18 protein-coding genes are annotated in these 19100 nt (G+C 32.1%); 8 read left to right on the top strand and 10 right to left on the bottom strand.

The annotated features are described in order from the left end of the window. Positions 1 to 4: 4 nt before the first annotated feature. The 8 genes from recO to Q1B05_RS03180 form a co-directional block, all read right to left on the bottom strand. Positions 5 to 724: a DNA repair protein RecO gene (recO, locus tag Q1B05_RS03215; RefSeq protein WP_299777520.1), complete on the bottom strand. Its 720-nt coding sequence runs from the start codon at positions 722 to 724 to the stop codon at positions 5 to 7. Continuing rightward, positions 724 to 3063 (bottom strand): ABC transporter substrate-binding protein, encoded by a 2340-nt coding sequence (locus Q1B05_RS03210; RefSeq protein ID WP_299777518.1) that lies wholly within the window; start codon positions 3061 to 3063, stop codon positions 724 to 726. The genes recO and Q1B05_RS03210 overlap by 1 nt, the downstream gene beginning before the upstream one ends. 104 nt (positions 3064 to 3167) lie before the next feature. After that, positions 3168 to 5636: a TonB-dependent receptor gene (locus Q1B05_RS03205; RefSeq protein ID WP_299777517.1), complete on the bottom strand. Its 2469-nt coding sequence runs from the start codon at positions 5634 to 5636 to the stop codon at positions 3168 to 3170. A gap of 121 nt (positions 5637 to 5757) precedes the next feature. After that, a complete protein-coding gene (arsC, locus tag Q1B05_RS03200; RefSeq protein ID WP_299777516.1) occupies positions 5758 to 6099 on the bottom strand; it encodes an arsenate reductase (glutaredoxin) in 342 nt (113 codons plus the stop codon). Positions 6100 to 6111: 12 nt separating this feature from the next. Continuing rightward, positions 6112 to 7222, bottom strand: a protein-coding gene (gene prfB, locus Q1B05_RS03195; RefSeq protein WP_299777515.1) for a peptide chain release factor 2 whose coding sequence is annotated in 2 segments (ribosomal slippage) — positions 6112 to 7158 and positions 7160 to 7222 — 1110 coding nt in all. Because the reading frame shifts where the segments join, the coding sequence is not laid out codon by codon here. A 61-nt stretch (positions 7223 to 7283) separates the two neighbouring features. Continuing rightward, on the bottom strand, positions 7284 to 8132 hold the full coding sequence (locus tag Q1B05_RS03190; protein WP_299777513.1) for a transglutaminase family protein: 849 nt from the start codon (positions 8130 to 8132) through the stop codon (positions 7284 to 7286). Between the two features lie 57 nt (positions 8133 to 8189). Continuing rightward, a complete protein-coding gene (locus Q1B05_RS03185; RefSeq protein WP_299777511.1) occupies positions 8190 to 9134 on the bottom strand; it encodes an alpha-E domain-containing protein in 945 nt (314 codons plus the stop codon). 6 nt (positions 9135 to 9140) lie between these two features. After that, on the bottom strand, positions 9141 to 10607 hold the full coding sequence (locus Q1B05_RS03180; protein WP_299777509.1) for a circularly permuted type 2 ATP-grasp protein: 1467 nt from the start codon (positions 10605 to 10607) through the stop codon (positions 9141 to 9143). Positions 10608 to 10824: 217 nt separating this feature from the next. Between Q1B05_RS03180 and Q1B05_RS03175 the strand changes: the two genes are divergently transcribed. Then, a complete protein-coding gene (locus tag Q1B05_RS03175; protein ID WP_299777507.1) occupies positions 10825 to 11850 on the top strand; it encodes a GntG family PLP-dependent aldolase in 1026 nt (341 codons plus the stop codon). Positions 11851 to 11911: 61 nt separating this feature from the next. Here Q1B05_RS03175 and gdhA read toward each other — a convergent pair whose 3' ends face one another. After that, entirely contained in the window at positions 11912 to 13255 is a 1344-nt protein-coding gene (gene gdhA / locus Q1B05_RS03170) for an NADP-specific glutamate dehydrogenase (protein WP_299777505.1), read from the bottom strand. A 288-nt stretch (positions 13256 to 13543) separates the two neighbouring features. Between gdhA and Q1B05_RS03165 the strand changes: the two genes are divergently transcribed. The 4 genes from Q1B05_RS03165 (at position 13544) to Q1B05_RS03150 (ending at position 16340) form a co-directional block, all read left to right on the top strand. Then, positions 13544 to 14221, top strand: a complete 678-nt coding sequence (locus Q1B05_RS03165; RefSeq protein ID WP_299777503.1) for a glutamate dehydrogenase — start codon at positions 13544 to 13546, stop codon at positions 14219 to 14221. Positions 14222 to 14353: 132 nt separating this feature from the next. Then, positions 14354 to 15076 (top strand): DUF3298 and DUF4163 domain-containing protein, encoded by a 723-nt coding sequence (locus tag Q1B05_RS03160; RefSeq protein WP_299777501.1) that lies wholly within the window; start codon positions 14354 to 14356, stop codon positions 15074 to 15076. Between the two features lie 30 nt (positions 15077 to 15106). After that, entirely contained in the window at positions 15107 to 15460 is a 354-nt protein-coding gene (locus tag Q1B05_RS03155; protein ID WP_299777499.1) for an ArsC/Spx/MgsR family protein, read from the top strand. After that, on the top strand, positions 15453 to 16340 hold the full coding sequence (locus Q1B05_RS03150; protein ID WP_299777497.1) for a DMT family transporter: 888 nt from the start codon (positions 15453 to 15455) through the stop codon (positions 16338 to 16340). The genes Q1B05_RS03155 and Q1B05_RS03150 overlap by 8 nt, the downstream gene beginning before the upstream one ends. Here the strand turns inward: Q1B05_RS03150 and Q1B05_RS03145 are convergent. Further along, positions 16333 to 16821 carry a thioesterase family protein gene (locus Q1B05_RS03145; RefSeq protein ID WP_299777495.1) on the bottom strand — a complete coding sequence of 163 codons (489 nt, stop codon included), beginning with the start codon at positions 16819 to 16821 and terminating at the stop codon, positions 16333 to 16335. The two genes, Q1B05_RS03150 and Q1B05_RS03145, sit on opposite strands and share 8 nt — an antisense overlap. A gap of 112 nt (positions 16822 to 16933) precedes the next feature. On the opposite strand from Q1B05_RS03145, the gene Q1B05_RS03140 reads away from it, so the two are divergent. The 3 genes from Q1B05_RS03140 to nadD are packed head-to-tail and all read left to right on the top strand — an operon-like array spanning position 16934 to position 18953. Next, entirely contained in the window at positions 16934 to 17791 is an 858-nt protein-coding gene (locus Q1B05_RS03140; RefSeq protein WP_299777492.1) for a YicC/YloC family endoribonuclease, read from the top strand. 1 nt (position 17792) lies between these two features. Continuing rightward, positions 17793 to 18368: a guanylate kinase gene (gmk, locus tag Q1B05_RS03135; RefSeq protein ID WP_299777489.1), complete on the top strand. Its 576-nt coding sequence runs from the start codon at positions 17793 to 17795 to the stop codon at positions 18366 to 18368. Between the two features lie 6 nt (positions 18369 to 18374). After that, entirely contained in the window at positions 18375 to 18953 is a 579-nt protein-coding gene (gene nadD / locus Q1B05_RS03130) for a nicotinate (nicotinamide) nucleotide adenylyltransferase (protein WP_299777487.1), read from the top strand. Positions 18954 to 19100: the final 147 nt, after the last annotated feature.

The following is a 19100-nucleotide window of genomic DNA, read 5'->3' as shown; positions in this document are numbered from 1 at the left end:
GTTATTAATTAAATACTTGAGTAAAAATGGCTAGCGATTTTGGTTTTCTAAAATGTCCAAGGTGTAATTCGTAATATAACAACAGCGTATCTAAGAAGGATTGTCGCTGTTTTGAATTCATTTTCATCGCCTGTAAGTCATCAAAAAGTATGCCTAACGAAATCTTAAAATACTTTAAATTATCTCCAGTTATAGAATATATACTGGTAGATTGTTTTTCGAATTGTCCTGTAGATAAATTGAAGTAATTATAATCGCTAGAAGATGTATCTGGAGAGATTCCTAGAAACCGTGTTAACTGCACTAAAAACACCAAATGAAAATTTGCAGGATCTGAAGTTTCATCTAAAAACAGTAGTGCAGTTTCTAAAAACTCGAACAATTCTGTATCTGCTTCCTCTTCTTTTAACACGATGGCCAAAACATCGGCTAAAAACATAACAATAGTACTTTTTACAACTTGTGTGTGCAAGGTTGAATACAGTACATTTATTTTAACATCTTTTAGCGTCTGTAAAGATCTGTTTTGTTTAAAATCGGCATCTATTTGAATTTGAGATAATAATTGAAAATAAGCCACTCTAGCTTTACCTTTTCTACTTTTAAGAACACCACGTAACAAGAAACTTACAACTCCAAAATCTTTGGTGTAACAACTTACAATAAGATCGTTGTCGCGATATTTAAGTTTAGATAGTACAATAGCACTTGAAGAATAAAACATTACCGGATTATCATTAATTTAAGCACTTTTGTTTCAAACGTTTCTGTATCGGACAACATAATTAAATATACACCGGAGTGCACCACATTATTAGCCAAATTTCTGCCATTCCAGAATGCTGTTCCTCCATCAATTTCTAAATTATAGCCACTATACCTTGAGTTTACATTAGATTGTGCTTCTGCAACTAAATTACCTTCAACATCTGTAATTTTTATATTTACATTATCTGTAAGCCCTTTAATCTTTACTAAGTCTTCTGTAATATTAAATGTTGGTCGTACAGGATTTGGATAAACATAAGCATCTTCATAAGAATCTTCGGTAGACGAGCTTCCTGAATTATAAGCTACAAGACCACTTTCTGTTGCAATAAATACTTTTCCTGTAGAATCGTCTATACTAATACTTGTAATATTGTCTGAAGGCAGTGGTGAATTATCTTTTGTAAAATGAAAAATAGTTTCTTGTCCGTCTGAAGAAAAATAAAACACACCAGAACCAAAAGTTCCAATCCATTTATTATTAGAGCCATCTACTTCTATACTCGTAATATATTCTAAAGCCAACAACTCACTCGCAACACCGTCGTCTAAAACAACTATTTCACTCGCCTCTACTGTACTCGCTGTAAAAAAAGTAGAAGTATTATAAAGCACTCGCAAACCTCTAATTGTACCAATCCATATCTGATTTTGATTATCTACAGTTACAGCAGTTACAACAGTAGTGGGCATATTCTCAGACTCTTCACTTAAACTCCTTATCTGTGAAGTTCCTGATTTATAATCGTAACCAACTAATCCATTTACATAACCACCTGTCCAAACCACCCCAGAATTATCTATAGCTATATCTGAAAAGCCCCACTCACCATTTAAACCATCTGAATATAATCCTTCAAAGCTATAAGATTTCCATTGTTTTGTATCTAGGTCGTAAGATTTTAACGGACTCGACACACGACCACTCAAGCTCCATAATACCCCATCGCTATCAAACGTTGATGGATTTAAACGAATATCTGTAGATCCTGCAATCTCAATAGGTTCTATGCCACTATTAGTTTCATCATGTAATACTGTAGCAACATCCGCTTCTACTTCTAAAATCCCATCAAAAAAAGAACTAATAAACACTTGGTTAATCTTATTTGGGTTTATACTTATGTTTGTTAGATTTCTGGCTCCAAAAATACTATCTATAGGAATATTTTTCCAAGCTCCATTTTTTAAATGACTAATACCACGTGTTCTTAACGGATAAGGATTGTAACTCACGGTAAAATCTCCAAAAGTAACCCAAACGTTATTATATTCGGCTTCTACAGAAAAAGGTATATTTAATAAAGGACCATCTGGAAGAACGTCTTCAAACATCGCAGTATTACCTATTGGTGTTTTTAAAACACCATAACTATCTGAACCTATATAGAAATCATCTACCGTAGTAATAGCCGAAGTATAATTGGTATTAAAATTAGCATTAATACCTACTTCTTCTAGTAAATTAAAAGTACTAGAATATAAATAGATATGGTTTTTAGTCGTAATTATAAGCTCATTATTAGCAGATTTAACATCTAAAGGAGTGTTAGGAAAAACATTTAAACTTGTAAGATTTGCTCCTTGAACTCTAAAAATTGTTCTATAATTATTTATAACATATACATTATTAGACACCGCTTCTACAGCAGTAAAATTACCATTTGCCAAGGTAGTCCATTGCTTATAATCTATTAAATTACTATTATTTATCTCGGCTCGTTTTAATCCCATTGAATTCATGCAAGAAGCATAAATATACCCATCGGAAATTGTTGTTTGCGTAACTATAGTTTGCACGCCTTCATCTCCTATAAAATAGGTGTCGCCAAACTCTAGCCGACTTAAATCATATACAGAAATACCATAATTTGTAGAAATATAAAGTAGTCCATCATACTCATTAAAATGATTAATCTGTTTACTTATTGAAGGGATAGTAGACTTGTCTACAATATCTACAACGCTTAATACTTCAGAATTTTCGTCTAGAACAATTTCTATTAAACCGTTTTCATATCCCACAACTAAAGCGTTATACTCGGCACTATAATGAAGAGTTGAAATTGTTTCTCCAGCAAGACCTTGTATGGTAGAAAACGTACTCATTTCTTGAGTTAACATATCGTATACATAAACAGCATTCTCTGCAGCTACATATATTTTATCTGTACTTGCCGTTACATCTTTAATATTATTATACGAAAAATACCCTTCCCAAGAATCGGAATAATCCTGTCCGATTACAATTAAAGGGCATACTGCCAAGAAAAGGATAAGTAAACGTTTAAACATAGATGATTTTTAATGTTTCAAATATATTTATAAGTAACGAGTTTTACAGCAAAATAATATATTAAAGAAAAAAAGCTTCTTGTAACAAGAAGCTTTTTAAAGTTTTACCCTTCAAATCCCATTTCATCATCACCTCCATCTACATTTTCTCGACGGTCTTGACGACTTTTTTGTTGATTGAATCTGTAAGTAAATGCTAAATTAAATGAGCGTTGTCTATATTGAAATTCACTGTCACTAATATACGTTTCTGTGGTTGAAAGCATGGATCTTTTCATTGAATTAAAAACATCACTTACATTAAAAGTTATAGACGCATTTTTGTTAAACACCTCTTTACTAAACGCTAAACTACTATAAAACATACCGTCTGTTTTATTTTGAGCATCTTCTGAAGGTCCGCGATACATAATTCGTGTTTGCCAATCTATTTCTCCTGGCAAGGTCACTTTATTATTAAATCTTATAAACCAACTTAAATTATCTGCATCAAAATTAACGCCTTTATAATCTCCTCTTGTAATAGAATTATAGAAATTAAAATTCGCATTCATATTCCATTTTTTACTTGCTCTATATGTAGCCGTAAGTTCAAAACCATAACGATCGTTTGTTGCTAAGTTAATCGGAGTACTTTTAATTACCGGTATATCTGTACCTCCAACAACAACAGTTTCTCCTGTAGCTTCTGTAATAAACGTAAATACATCTGTAGCATGTTGATAATAAACAGACGAGTTTAAAGTTACATCTCCTAATTTATTTAAATACCCTAAATCTACTGCAGACGAATAACTTGGATCTAAATCTGGATTTCCTTGAAATAAATTTGTTGTACTACTTCGTGAAGGAAATGGATTTATAAAACGAGATCTTGGTCTTCTAATACGTCTATTATAACCCAACATGATGCTTTGATCTTCAGAAATTTCGTATCCTAAGTTTACTGTAGGAAACAATCCTAAATAATTTTTATCATCATAATCATCACTTGTTTTTTGGTCTATAACTATTCCCGTATCCTCCATTCTTAACCCTAACAAATACGAAAACTTATCTTTAATTTTATTTCCATATTGTGTATACACGGCATTAATACGTTCTTTATAAATTAAATTGTTACTTACATCTGTATCTGTAACAAACTCATCACCTTCATAATAAGCCAACGTATAATCTGTATCTAAAGTATTGAAATTTCCACGGTAACCAAATTCAAACTGACTATCATCACTTAAAGGAAGCACATAATCTGCTTGTAATAACAAACGGTCTTGATCTTCTAGAGTTCTAACTTGTTCTGAATCTAATCCGTTTTCAGTAATAAGTGAGTTTTCATCTTCTGATGTATTTTCATACTGAAAATCAAACGTTAACTTATGACCTGGTTTGTCTGGAAACTGCTTATCAAAGTTTAAGGCATATTGAACCGTTTTATCATCTTCAAATTCTGGATCAAAACGAAAAGTTTCATTTAAAATATTACCTACGTTATCGATTTCAAAAATATCGTTTGTTGTTTTCGTACTATTGTCGCTATCTTTATAAAATACAGATCCTGTAAGCGATGTATTATCGTTAATATACCATTCTACTCCTAAGTTAGTATTGATTCCTTTTCTAACTCTATCGTAATCTCTATATTCATTTAAATATGTGTTTTCAAGATCGTCTGTAACATTCCCATCATCATCATATTCATAATTAAAATATTCTGTTTTTGTAGTCGATTCTCCTGGAGATTCTCTGTATGAATATCCCGTAGTATTAAAAAAATTAAAATCGCCTGTACGATAATTAATATTTCCTGAAATACCTGCTGCATTTGGATATCCTGTATTTGCTGTTACAGAACCGTTAAGTCCTTGTAACTTGCTTCGTCTTAAAATAATATTTAAAATTCCACCTGTCCCTTCTGCATCGTATCTTGCCGATGGAGAGGTAATAACTTCTACCCGCTCGATAGCATCTGCAGGCAACTGGTTTAGCGCCTCATTAGAACTCAAACCAACTAAACCTGAAGGTTTTCCGTTAATAAGAATAGTAACATTATCATTTCCTCTTAAAGCTATATTTCCTTCAACATCTACAGAAACTGAAGGCACATTATCTAAGACATCGCTTACTGTACCACCACTTACTGTTAAATCTTGACCAACGTTGTAAATCTTTTTATCTAGTCTGATATCTACAGTGGTTCTTTCTGCAATAATTTCTACTTCATCCAAAGATTCTGTATCTAATGCTAAACCAATATTACCTAAATCGGTATTTTTTAATAACTCTCTATTTAAAAGTGATTGCTTTTTAAACGAAATATACTCGAAAGACACATTGTACTTCCCTGCCGGTACTGTAATACTAAATTTACCTTTAGCATCTGTAATCCCTCCTGTTATAACACTATTATCTTTACTGTCCCTAAAGGCAACTGTGGCGTATTCAAGAGGAAGATTTGTTTCCTTTTCAATAACATGTCCTGTTATAGTAACATCCTTAACTGATTGCGCTTGTATATTAAAGCAAAACAAAAAAAGCAGTAGGCTAAATACTACTTGTTTGATTAAATTCATGAATTGTTGTTTTAATTAAATAAGACCGCAAGAAACGAAATTGGTTTAATCTTTAGTAGTTAAAAGATTGTTAAAAGAAAAAAAGCCTCTAAAATTTTGAATGAATTAGAGGCTTTAATATTTATAATATGTTTGTAATATCTTGCGGTGGCCTGCCAATTACAGCACGCTCTCCGTTTACAACAATTGGACGCTCTATTAGTTTAGGGTATTGAATCATAGCATCAATAATAGCATCATCTGTTAGATTAACATCTCTAAAGTTTTCTTTCCAAATCGATTCATTTTTACGCACCAAATCAATTGGCATAATATCTAACAACTCAATAATATGAGTTAGTTCTTTTTTTGTTGGAACATTTTCTAAATATTTTACAACAGTAAATTCTTTTCCCGAAGCTTCAAGAATATGAAGTGCTTCACGCGATTTACTACATCTGTTATTGTGATAAATTGTAATCATGTTTAATTGTGATTATAAGTTATTAGTATCTTCTGTTTTTTGCCCCATCATCATTAGATAAGCTTTCAAAAAGGGTTCGATTTGTCCATCCATAACAGCATCTACATTTCCTGTTTCATGGGCTGTTCTAACATCTTTTACTAATTTATAAGGATGCATAACATAGTTTCGAATCTGACTACCCCACTCTATTTTCATCTTTCCAGCTTCAATATCTTCACGTTGTGCTAATTGTTTTTGCAATTCAATTTCGTACAACTGCGACTTTAACATTTGCATTGCTCGAGATCTGTTATCATGTTGCGATCTGGTTTCTGAACACGAAATCTGAATACCTGTTGGCTTATGTGTTAACTGAACCTTAGTCTCTACCTTGTTAACATTCTGCCCACCTGCACCACTAGAACGCGCTGTAGTAATTTCTATATCTGCTGGATTTATATCTATTTCAATAGTATCGTCTACAAGTGGGTATACGTAAACGGAAGCAAAACTAGTATGGCGTTTCGCATTACTATCAAACGGAGAAATTCTCACTAATCTATGTACGCCATTTTCACCCTTTAACCAACCAAAAGCAAAGTCGCCTTCAAGCTCTAAAGTGACGGTTTTTATTCCCGCAACGTCGCCTTCTTGATAGTTTAATTCTTTGACTTTAAATCCGCTTTTTTCGGCATACATTAAATACATACGCATAAGCATACTTGCCCAATCGCAACTTTCTGTACCACCTGCACCAGCTGTAATTTGAAGCACTGCACTTAAACTATCACCTTCTTCAGACAACATGTTTTTAAACTCGATATCTTCTAAAAGTGTTTGTGCTTTTTCGAATTGCTCGGTAACTTCTTCTATAGAAGAATCGCCTTCTTTGTAGAACTCGTATAAAATCTCTAGATCTCCCACAAGTGTGGTTGCAGTATTAAAATCTTCTACCCACTTCTTTTTAACACGAAGCGATTTCATGATTATTTCTGCGGCTTTAGAATCGTTCCAAAAATTAGGGTCGAAGGTTTGTTCTTCTTCGTTTTGTATTTCTATAAGTTTGACATCTATGTCAAAGATATTGCCTTAACGAGGTAAGGCGGTGTAAAAGATCTTTAATTTGATCTGCTGTTATCATATTCATTTTATTTTACTCAAAAGTACTACACTTTTTTTCAAGAAATAAATATGCAAGCAAATTATTGCTCATACGTGACTTCAACAACGCATTTAGATTTTTTCTCTCCATAAGAAAACAATAGTTGTTTTAAAGGCTCACAGTCTTTATAATCCCTACCATGTGTGACTTTAATATGATTATGATCTGTAAGAATATTATTTGCAGGATCGAAACCAATCCATCCTAAATTAGGTACAAAAATTTCTGCCCAAGCATACATTTGTGAATCTCCAAAAAAACCATCTCCTTGGTGCAAATATCCTGAAACATAACGTGCGGGAATTTTATTAACACGTGCTATAGCACATAACAAATGTGTGAAACTCGGACTTAGCCCCTGTTTTTTTTCTAAAATTTCTTCTAAAAGTGTTTCTGATGTTGTCTCGCCTTCTTTAAAAGCAATATACTCATGCACCCAAGTATTTAATTTTTTCAAATTATCTAAAATACTTTTTGACATATCAAAATCAAAAAGGTCTGCATGCGCTTTTGGCAAAGTAGTAAGCTCCGTTGTACTTAAAAAAGCCTCATAATCTACTTGAAAATCAAGAACACTAATCGCTTTATAATCGTCTTCGATTGTAAATTTAGGATCTATCTTAAACGGATCAGCCTTTGTTTTTGTTAATTTAAAAACTGCTTCAAATGCAATAGACTCAAAAGGTTTCTTGGTGTGAATCCTTGTGGTTTCAAAATTATAACCATTTATAGATTTTTCTACTAAAGCATCCTCAGACACTGTAAACAAACCTGAATTTAACTCTTGAGTTGAATTATTTTGAGGCGTAACGATATACTGCCAAAAGGATTCAAAAACAGGGTTTTCGTAAGTGTTTTCGGCAGTATATTTTATGGTATAATTGTACATCTTTTAGAATAAATTAGGGGTTTCAAAATTAGAATAATTTATCAATACAAATTTCTTTTAATGATAAAAATATTCGTCTTCTATTTTATCACTTAATTCAACTAAACTTGAAAACGTATGCGCTATAAATTCTTTAACATCATCTTGTATATCTTCTACCGTTTTATACTCATATTCACACCTCATTTTTCCAATTAAAAACAATGCCGTACCCTTTTCATGAACCTTTAAAGGATCTAACATTGCAATATGAAGCTGCATCTGATTTAAACAATACAACACCGTTCTTGGGCTTTTGGGATTAAGCATTAAAAACTCTATAACAGTACTTTGAGTTGGTGGTTTTCTATACACCCTACGATTAATATCGAAAGAATCTACACATTTTAACAACGTAGTCCATTCGTAACTCTTTTTTAAATGTTTGGGTTTACTTAATGTAACTTGTTCTGCTGCGTTATATTTAATTTGTAAGATATGTGTAACCTGTGTAGCACGCTCTATGTTTATACCTAATTTAATAAGCGCATACACTTCGTCGTGCAACATGGTACCACGAATTTTACCTTTTAAGATAGTAGATTGATGCATGATAAGACTCGTAAAATCATGAAGTCCGCGTGTTACAAAATATTCTTTAGGGTAATTTATTACCGAATGATAAAACTTATTGATTGTTTCGTAACAATCGTTAGATATTAAATCTCTAGAACTATTCGCATTCTCGCGCGCATATGTTATACACTTTAAAATTGAATAATGTTTATCGGGGTTTAAAGCGATATTATAAAGTACATCTTGTTCTACTAAAACCTCATCTTGCTCATCTTCTTCACCCACCATTTCATAGATAGACTGAAGCACAAATTGACGGTCTCTAGATAATTTATTGGGTGCATCTAACGACGAAAAGTAATTTACATTTGTAAAACGTGCAGTATGCTCTGCGCGTTCAATATAACGACCCATCCAAAATAAGTTATTGGCTATTCTTGCTAACATATATTATTATTTTTTTAAAACCCAAGTATCTTTTGATCCTCCTCCTTGAGACGAATTCACTATTAAATTTCCTTTCTTCAAGGCGACTCGTGTTAATCCTCCTTTTAATACAAATTCTTTATCCTGACCAAGTAATGTAAAGGTTCTTAAATCGACATGACGTTGCTCGAAAGACTGACAATCTTCAATATAAGTTGCATGTACAGAAAGGGACATGATAGGTTGTGCTATATATTTTCTTGGATTTTGAAGGATAACTTTCTTAACGGCTTCTATTTCTGGTTTTGTTAATCTATTACCAATTGAAATACCATAACCTCCTGCTTCATCTACAGGCTTTATAACCAAATTATGAATGTTTTCTAAAACAAACTTTAAATCTGTTGGTCTGCTACAATGGTATGTATGTACATTATTTAAAATAGGTTTTTCTCCTAAATAAAATTTAATAATTTCTGGCATGTAAGTATAAATTGCCTTATCGTCGGCAACTCCTGTTCCTGGAGCATTTACAAGTGTTACATTTCCTTTTTTGTATGCCGCAAATAATCCTGGGACACCAATAGCCGAATCCTTTTTAAACTCTAAAGGATCTAGGAAACCATCATCTATACGTCTATAAATAACATCAACTCTTGTTAAGCCGCTAATGGTTTTCATATACACAAAATCGTTCTCTACAACTAAATCACGACCTTCCACTAATTCAATCCCCATGGTTTTAGCCAGATAAGAATGTTCAAAGTAGGCCGAATTATACACTCCAGGCGTAATAACAACACAGGTTGGCACATCAACACCCTTTGGTTTAACAGATTCTAAAATTTCTAATAAATTCTCAGAATAATCAGTAACTGTATGAATATCATAATGATTAAAAACACCAAACAAAGAACGCTTTAAAGCATTACGGTTATAAATAACGTAACTCACTCCAGAAGGACATCTAATATTATCTTCTAGCACATAATATTTACCATCGGAATGCTTAATAAGATCTGTTCCTGAAATATGATTATAAATCCCACCAACAGGATCTAAACCTCCCATTTGCCTTAAATAATTAGCTGAAGAACTAATTAGCTCCATAGGCACTAATCCGGCTTTTATAATATTTTTATCATGATAAATATCCCAAATAAATGCATTTAAGGCTTTACATCGCTGAAGCACTCCTTGCTCTATTATTTTCCATTCGTTTGCATCTATAATTCGAGGAAACAAATCGAAAGGGAATATTTTTTCTTGTGCTTTATCATCACTGTAAACCTGAAATGTAATACCTTGATTGAAAAAGGATGTTTTTGCTTTGTTATTTAAATTGATGAATTCTTCAATAGATTGATCATTATATATATCAAATAATTTCTGATACACTTTTCTAACATTTTGCTTTTTATCGAAAATTTCATCGAACAAATTTTCATTCCCATCATATGAAGAAAAAAGATGCTTAAAATTGGTTGGCTTCATGCATTTTACGTTTTTTCTAAATTAGTCAATATTTCCTATCTATTTGATGAAATAAAAATATTAATTTCACACTATTAACTTATTTTTAACAAAAAAACAGACATCCTAATAGAAATTTCACAATAACAATACTCCAAAATTAAATCTGAGTTTTTAAAAAGTAATTTGGATAGAATCTCTTAACTTTCTTCCTTAATTATTTTGTAAACACAAACTCATGATTATTGATTTAAGAAGCGACACCGTAACAAAACCAACTTCAGAAATGTTAGACGCGATGATGTCTGCAAAAGTTGGAGACGATGTTTATAAAGAAGACGAAACCATAAATCTTCTAGAAGAAAAAATTGCTAAACTCTTCGGAAAATCACACGCCATGTTCTTCCCTAGCGGCACTATGGCTAACCAAACAGCTATAAAACTACACACAAATCCTGGCGAACAAGTTATTTGCGATAAATACGCACACATATATAATTACGAAGGAGGTGGCGCATCTTTTAACAGTGGTGTATCTTGTAAATTAATAGACGGACATCAAGGCATGTTTACGTCTAAAGATGTTATTAACTCTATAAATCCTCCAGATTTTTATCACAGTCCGCTCTCGTCTTTAGTTGAAATAGAAAATACGACCAACAAAGGAGGAGGAGCTTGCTGGGATATTAATGAACTTAAAAACATAAGAACCGTTTGTAACGAACATAATCTAGGCTACCATTTAGATGGTGCTCGTTTATGGAATGCTTTAGTAGCAAAAGAAGAAACACCTAAACAATACGGAGATTTATTCGACACCATTTCTGTATGCCTAAGCAAAGGTTTGGGGTGCCCAATTGGATCTGTACTCACAGGAGACGAACAGTTTATGACTAGAGCTTTACGTATAAGAAAAATGTTAGGAGGAGGCATGCGCCAAGGCGGATTTTTAGCAGCTGCGGGAATTTATGCTTTAGACCACAATATTGAGCGCTTAGCCAATGATCATAAAAAAGCAAAAGAATTAGGTGAACAATTAAAAACATTACCGAGCATAAAACATGTAGAACCTTCAGAAACTAATATTGTAATTTTTGAAGTGCAGGACAACATAGATAGTAATACATTTATCTTAAAACTAAAAGCACACAATATATTGATTAGCGATATGGGGCAAGGTAAATTACGATTAGTAACACACCTTGATTATACAAACAACATGCACGATACCGTTTTAGATTTACTCAACACCATTACATTTTAAAATAAAAGAAGCCTTCAAAAATTAACTTTTGAAGGCTTCTATATATAATAAGGACTAAAACTTAAACTACGCCTTGTGCTAACATAGCATCTGCGACTTTAACAAATCCAGCAATGTTTGCTCCTTTCACATAATCTATATACCCATCTTCTCTTGTTCCGTAATTAACACAAGAAGCATGAATATCATTCATAATTTGATGTAGTTTAGCATCAACCTCATCTCTTGTCCAATTTAAACGTAATGAATTCTGACTCATTTCTAACCCTGACGTTGCAACCCCACCTGCGTTAGATGCTTTCCCTGGAGAAAACAATAATTTAGCACCTTGAATAATTGCAATTGCTTCTGGTGTTGTTGGCATATTAGCTCCTTCTGCAACAGCGATTACGTTATTTGCTACTAATTTTTCAGCATCGGCAGCATCTAATTCGTTTTGTGTTGCACATGGCATTGCCACATCACAATTTACAGACCAAGGTCTTTCCCCTTCAAAGAATTTTGCTGATGTGTACACTTTAATATATTCATTTATACGTCCGCGCTTAACATTTTTAAGATCCTTAATAAACGCTAATTTTTCAGTATCTATACCTTCTTCATCATATATATACCCTGAAGAATCTGATAACGTTACGACTTTAGCTCCAAATTCCGTAGCTTTTTCACATGCATATTGAGCAACATTCCCTGAACCAGAAATAACAACTGTTTTTCCTTTAAATGATTCGCTACGTGTTTCTAACATATTTTTTGCAAAATAGACAGCACCATAACCTGTTGCTTCTGGTCTAATTAAAGACCCGCCATACTCCATACCTTTACCAGTTAACACACCGGTAAATTCGTTGCGAAGTCTTTTATACTGACCAAATAAATAACCTATCTCGCGACCTCCAACACCAATATCTCCAGCAGGAATATCTGTATTAGGACCGATATGACGACATAATTCAGACATGAATGATTGACAAAAACGCATTACTTCATTATCACTCTTTCCTTTAGGATTAAAATCACTTCCGCCCTTTCCTCCGCCCATAGGTAGCGTAGTTAAAGAATTTTTAAAAGTTTGTTCGAATCCTAAAAACTTTAAAATACTTAAATTCACAGAAGGATGAAATCGCAACCCACCTTTATAAGGGCCAATAGCCGAATTAAATTCTATTCTAAAACCTCTATTAACCTGTATTTCACCTTGATCATCAATCCAAGGCACCCTAAAAATTATAGTACGTTCTGGCTCTACCATACGCTCCAATAATTTTTTACCCTTATATTTTGGATTGTTTTCAATAAACGGAATTACAGTTTCTGCAACTTCGTGAACAGCCTGAAGAAACTCTGGTTCGTATCCATTGGTTTGCTTTACAAGCTCTAAAAAAGTATCTATTTGTTTTTTCATTTTAAAAAAATTACGATAACACTAAGCAATCATTAGTTTTGAAGTACAAATATACGTTATCTATAAATATTACGCTGTTTTCAAAGCTATTTCGTAATTATTTTCTTGCTAAATAAATATTAACACTTAATTTAAAATTTATTTTTTTGATAAAAATCATTTTATATATTTGTAACTGCTATTAATGCTACTAAACAGCATCTGTTTAATAAAAATGCAATGCTCTATAAAAAAAACTTACTCTTTTTCTTAATATTTTTTAGTTCAATTAATTTGTTTTATTCCCAAATGACGGGATATGAGATAGGATTATTGGCTGGGCCTGTTCAGATGCGTTCTGATTTCGGTTTAAAAGGCGATTCAGAAACTAACTCTGGAAACATTGGTTTTGGAGCAGGATTAATGTTAGACATCAACCCTATGGATTGGGGATCGAGGCGTGATTATGCTTACGATCACTTTAAACTGCGTTTCGACTTCTCTTACAATCAAACCAATTTACAACACTACGGTAAATATGTAGCAGCAGATCAAACTAGCGAAGATGCTAACAGATTAAGAAATCAACGTGGTGAGTCTAAAAATTTTAATATTGGTGCTGGACTTGAATATTACCCATTAAGTTTAAGGAATTTCTATTATGGCTTTTTCGACTTTACACCTTATTTAATACTAGGAGCTCAATATACTTATGCTAATCCAGGATCGAACATAACAGATTCTGATCAACTTTTTTCACCTTGGGAATCTGGTTCTGTAAATGTAGATTCTTTTTACACAGCTGCACTAAATACAGGTGTTGGTTTAAGATATAAAGTAAGTGAATATTCAGATTTTTTAATTGAAGCAAAATGGCAATTTTTTAATAGCGATTGGGTAGACGGATTAAACCATCAATTAGAATATAACAAAAATAACGATTCTTTAATTTGGATCAATTTTGGTTATGTATACTATATAAACTAAAAAACAGTATTACACGTTTTTACTTCTTTTTCGCCTTTTATTAAAGTACTTTTTATTCAGATAAAGTTTAAAATTATCTTCAATTATCAAACTTCAATATGTACCTTTATTTTCGAATAATAAAGTTACATTATGTGCCCTAAATCACACTCATTTTTAATCATTTTCAGCCTTTTTATTTTAGCTTCATGTACAGAAAATAAGGAAATAACCTTTTCAGAACAAGCTATTACCACACCAAACAATGCTATTGTAGATATAAACATCCCAAAAGCAGAAGGAAACAGTCAAGTTGCCATACACATAAATGAAAGCTTAAAACAATACGTTGCTACTGCTTTACAATTTAATCAAGACGCTAAGACGATAAATTCTATTGAAAAAAACATTAATAACTTCAATACAGAATACACTAATTTTAAAAATCAATTTCCAGAAAGTGCTCAAGAATGGGAAGTCCAAATTGATGGGGAAGTAATGTTTAAATCTCCAGAAGTAATCAGTATATCATTAACATCCTACACAAATACAGGAGGAGCACATGGCATTTTAGTTATTACTTTTTTAAATTTCAATGCACAAACAGGTGAACTAATAAAAAACGAACAACTATTTAAAAACGAAGAGCGTTTCACAGAATTTGCTAACCCGTATTTTAACGATGAAATTGCAGAGAAAAAAGATATGTATTTAGATACTGAAAACTTTGTTCTACCACAAAACATAGGCTATAGCGAAGATGGTTTAATATTATTATACAACACTTATGAAATTGCACCATACACTACAGGCATAACAGAATTTGTTATTCCTTTTGATGAAGCAAATTCTTATTTAAATATAAATGGACTTTAATAACAGTTTACAAACTCTAAAGCATACATTATGAAAAAAATATATTATTTAAAGACTTGTAATACCTGTATGCGTATTATTAAAGAATTAAACTTACCTCAAGACGTAATATTTCAAGATATTAAAGAGACACCTATTACTGTTATTCAACTAGAAGAAATGCATAAATTATCTAATAGTTACGAAGCTTTATTTAGTAAACGCGCTAAACTATACAAGGAAATGGATTTAAAAAATCAGACTTTGGTTGAAGCAGATTACAAAAACTATATTTTAGAACATTATACATTTTTAAGTCGTCCTGTATTAATTTACAATGAAGAAATTTTTATAGGAAACAGCAAAAAAACCGTTGCAGCAGCCAAAGCAGCTTTACATGAATAAACGGATACTAGCCTTAATTGCACTTTTTTTAGTTCAAGTTTTTTACGGGCTAAATTATTCATTCGCTAATGATGTTATAGACGCTGGTTACATAAAACCATTTGGATTTATTTTACTTCGATTAATAGGAGCGACTACACTTTTTTGGTTTTTTGGGTTATTCATGCCTAAAGAGAAAATTGACAAGAAAGATTATTTAACTTTTCTAGCAGCGGCATTCTTTGGAATGTGCCTTAATATGCTCTCGTTCTTTAAAGGTTTAGAATACACCACACCAATACATGCTTCTGTAATATCTACAATTACACCTATTGTTGTACTCGTACTTTCTTCAATATATCTAAAAGAAAAAATAACATCTCTAAAAATTATTGGAATATTTTTAGGCTTTTCTGGAGCCATTATTTTGAGTGTATACGGAAAATCTGTTCATCCAGCCGACAATATTTTACTAGGAAATTGTTTAATTATTCTAAACGCCACAGCTTTTAGTATTTACCTTATTATTGCTAAAAGATTAACAGTAAAATACCATCCTTTTACTATTATTAAATGGCTTTTTCTTCTAGGATTAATAATGACTATCCCTTTCGGCTTCCAAGAATTTAGAGCAGTACAATGGCACACCTTTACGCCTTATATTGCTTTTTCTGCATTTTTTGTAGTGTTTTTCGCAACCTTTGGAGCCTACCTTTTTAACATACTAGGACTCACACAATTAAAAGCCTCTACAGCAAGTACATTTGTATATATACAACCAGTAATAGCTGCGATCTTTGCTTTAATTATAGGAAATGATAATCTTAATATGGTAAAAATAATAACCGCTGTTCTAATTTTTACAGGAGTTTATTTGGTAACAAAAACACCGGCTAAATAGCTTTTGTTTTTAAAGGTTTTGGCACTTTATTAAACGCTCGAGTATCTGCTTTTGTTAGCACTTTAAAATCTTCTGTTTTCGGGAATGAATTCGCTAATTGCATCAATACATCAGGAAGTGAGGTTAATTTTCTTTCCTTTAAATTAATCCAACCACCCAACATTTCGCAATGCGCAATATTTTCGCCAGTTTCGTTATAAAAATTATGTTCGAATTTAAAGAACCTCCCATCCTCACTTATTCCAGAAACCTCAAGTCCAACAGTAATTGGCTGACCCAAAAATGCTTCTTTAAAATAATACATATGTTCGTAAAAAACAACAGGACCAATATTATGTTGCGCCATATCTTTAGCAGAAAACCCACTTTCTAATAAGAATGCCATACGTGTATGACTCATAAAATTGGTGTAAGCAGAGTTTGCTAAATGACGATTTGCATCAATATCACTCCAACGAATTTCAAATTGCTTTGTATACATATTTATTAATTTATTTCAAAAGTAAAAAAATAAAACGGTGTACTCTTATCAATTTTAGAATTTTCTATACGCTTAAGTTTAACTACCTTTGCATAACTTTTAATTATAGTTTATGATATATTCAATGACGGGTTACGGTAAATCTGTAATACAATTGCCTACCAAAAAAATTTCTATAGAAATAAAATCACTGAACAGTAAAAACTTAGATTTGAATACGCGAATGCCTTCTTTTTATAGAGAAAAAGAATTGAATTTACGCAAACTTATTGCTGATAAACTAGAACGTGGAAAAATAGATTTTTCAATTTTTGTTGAAATTACTGGTGAAGAAACTTCTACACAAATAAACAAACCTGTTGTAAAACAATACTTAAAGCAACTTCGAGATATTGTTGATGGTGATGAAACCGAATTACTTAAAATGGCTGTTCGTTTTCCTGATGCTCTAAGTACAGAACGTCAAGATATGGATGAAAATGAATGGGCAACCATTTTAAACGAAATCCACGCGGCATTAAATCATATTAGTGAATATCGTTTAGACGAAGGTAAAGTTTTAGAAGCCGATTTTAAGAAAAGAATAGCAATTATAGAAGACCTTTTAGAACAAGTAATTACAATAGACCCAGAACGTATTGAAGCCGTTAAAGAGCGACTACGTAAAGGTGTAGAAGAGTTAAAAGAAAAGGTTGATGAAAATAGATTTGAACAAGAATTGGTCTATTATATTGAGAAATACGATATCACAGAAGAAAAAGTACGATTAAAAAATCATTTAGAATATTTCATGTCTTCTTTAAATTCTGAAGACTCTAATGGAAAGAAATTAGGTTTCATTGGACAGGAACTTGGGCGCGAAATTAACACCATTGGTTCTAAAAGTAATTATGCACCTATGCAAAAATTAGTCGTGCAAATGAAAGACGAATTAGAAAAAATTAAAGAACAACTTTTAAACGTTTTATAGTATGTCTAAAGGGAAACTTATCGTGTTTTCAGCACCATCTGGTTCGGGAAAAACAACCATAGTGAGGCACCTTCTAGGAATAGAAAAATTGAATTTAGAATTCTCAATTTCGGCAACCTCTCGCGAAAAACGCGGTACAGAAGAACACGCTAAAGATTATTATTTTTTATCATTAGAAGAGTTTAAAAACAATATTAAAACAGATGCTTTTTTAGAATGGGAAGAAGTCTATCGCGATAATTTTTACGGCACTTTAAAAAGTGAAGTAGAACGTATTTGGGCTCAAGGGAAACATGTTATTTTTGATATTGATGTATCTGGAGGACTACGTATAAAACGTAAATTCCCAGAAGAAACCCTTTCTATTTTTGTAAAACCACCAAGTATAGACGAGTTAAAAATTCGTTTAAAAAAGCGTAAAACAGAATCTGAGGACAAAATAAACATGCGTGTAGCAAAAGCATCTGCAGAATTAGCTACAGCACCTCTTTTTGATTGTATTATTGAAAACGACACACTAGAACATGCACTTGCTGAAGCAGAACAAGTGGTCTCAGATTTTATAAATAAAGATTAATATTTTATGAAAATCGGTCTTTATTTTGGCACTTTTAACCCTATTCATGCGGGGCATTTAATTATTGCCAACCACATGGCAGAATATAGCGACTTAGACCAAATTTGGATTGTCGTTACCCCTCATAATCCATTTAAGAAAAAAAGTAGTCTTTTAGACAATCATCATCGGTTAGATATGGTATTTCAGGCTATAGAAGATTACGACAAGTTAAGTGCTTGCGATATTGAATTTAACTTACCACAACCCAATTATACTATTGATACACTAACGTATCTTATAGAAAAACATCCAAATCATAACTTTTCATTAATTATGGGTGAGGATAATTTAAAAGGATTTCATAAGTGGAAGAATAACGATATTATTTTAGAAAATCATGACATTTATGTTTATCCTAGAATTTCGGAAGGTAAAACGGAACATGAGCTTATAAAGCATCCTAAAATACACCGTATCGATGCTCCAATTGTTGAAATATCTTCAACTTTTATAAGAAAAGCTGTACGAGATGGCAAAAATTGCAAGCCTTTACTAGCAAAGTCAGTTTGGGACTATATAGACATTATGAATTTTTATAAATAAAAAAATCGAGGCTAATACCCTCGATTTTTTTTTTATTTTAAATTTAGAATCCTATTAAAAAAGCCATCTCACAAAGGCTTCCATAGCAGCGTAATGAGACAGTCCTAATTGATGATACACCTCTGCGGTTTCTTTATTTCTATCTTC

The sequence above is a fragment of the uncultured Formosa sp. genome (assembly GCF_947500765.1).
In the GTDB taxonomy this organism is placed as follows: domain Bacteria; phylum Bacteroidota; class Bacteroidia; order Flavobacteriales; family Flavobacteriaceae; genus Formosa.
This window is presented reverse-complemented; position numbering and strand designations above follow the sequence as displayed.

Bases quoted from the DNA above. Each gene is read 5' to 3' on its own strand.
- recO (WP_299777520.1), bottom strand. From the start codon at position 724: ATGTTTTATTCTTCAAGTGCTATTGTACTATCTAAACTTAAATATCGC.
- Q1B05_RS03210 (WP_299777518.1), bottom strand. From the start codon at position 3,063: ATGTTTAAACGTTTACTTATCCTTTTCTTGGCAGTATGCCCTTTAATT.
- Q1B05_RS03205 (WP_299777517.1), bottom strand. From the start codon at position 5,636: ATGAATTTAATCAAACAAGTAGTATTTAGCCTACTGCTTTTTTTGTTT.
- arsC (WP_299777516.1), bottom strand. From the start codon at position 6,099: ATGATTACAATTTATCACAATAACAGATGTAGTAAATCGCGTGAAGCA.
- Q1B05_RS03190 (WP_299777513.1), bottom strand. From the start codon at position 8,132: ATGTACAATTATACCATAAAATATACTGCCGAAAACACTTACGAAAAC.
- Q1B05_RS03185 (WP_299777511.1), bottom strand. From the start codon at position 9,134: ATGTTAGCAAGAATAGCCAATAACTTATTTTGGATGGGTCGTTATATT.
- Q1B05_RS03180 (WP_299777509.1), bottom strand. From the start codon at position 10,607: ATGAAGCCAACCAATTTTAAGCATCTTTTTTCTTCATATGATGGGAAT.
- Q1B05_RS03175 (WP_299777507.1), top strand. From the start codon at position 10,825: ATGATTATTGATTTAAGAAGCGACACCGTAACAAAACCAACTTCAGAA.
- gdhA (WP_299777505.1), bottom strand. From the start codon at position 13,255: ATGAAAAAACAAATAGATACTTTTTTAGAGCTTGTAAAGCAAACCAAT.
- Q1B05_RS03165 (WP_299777503.1), top strand. From the start codon at position 13,544: ATGACGGGATATGAGATAGGATTATTGGCTGGGCCTGTTCAGATGCGT.
- Q1B05_RS03160 (WP_299777501.1), top strand. From the start codon at position 14,354: ATGTGCCCTAAATCACACTCATTTTTAATCATTTTCAGCCTTTTTATT.
- Q1B05_RS03155 (WP_299777499.1), top strand. From the start codon at position 15,107: ATGAAAAAAATATATTATTTAAAGACTTGTAATACCTGTATGCGTATT.
- Q1B05_RS03150 (WP_299777497.1), top strand. From the start codon at position 15,453: ATGAATAAACGGATACTAGCCTTAATTGCACTTTTTTTAGTTCAAGTT.
- Q1B05_RS03145 (WP_299777495.1), bottom strand. From the start codon at position 16,821: ATGTATACAAAGCAATTTGAAATTCGTTGGAGTGATATTGATGCAAAT.
- Q1B05_RS03140 (WP_299777492.1), top strand. From the start codon at position 16,934: ATGATATATTCAATGACGGGTTACGGTAAATCTGTAATACAATTGCCT.
- gmk (WP_299777489.1), top strand. From the start codon at position 17,793: ATGTCTAAAGGGAAACTTATCGTGTTTTCAGCACCATCTGGTTCGGGA.
- nadD (WP_299777487.1), top strand. From the start codon at position 18,375: ATGAAAATCGGTCTTTATTTTGGCACTTTTAACCCTATTCATGCGGGG.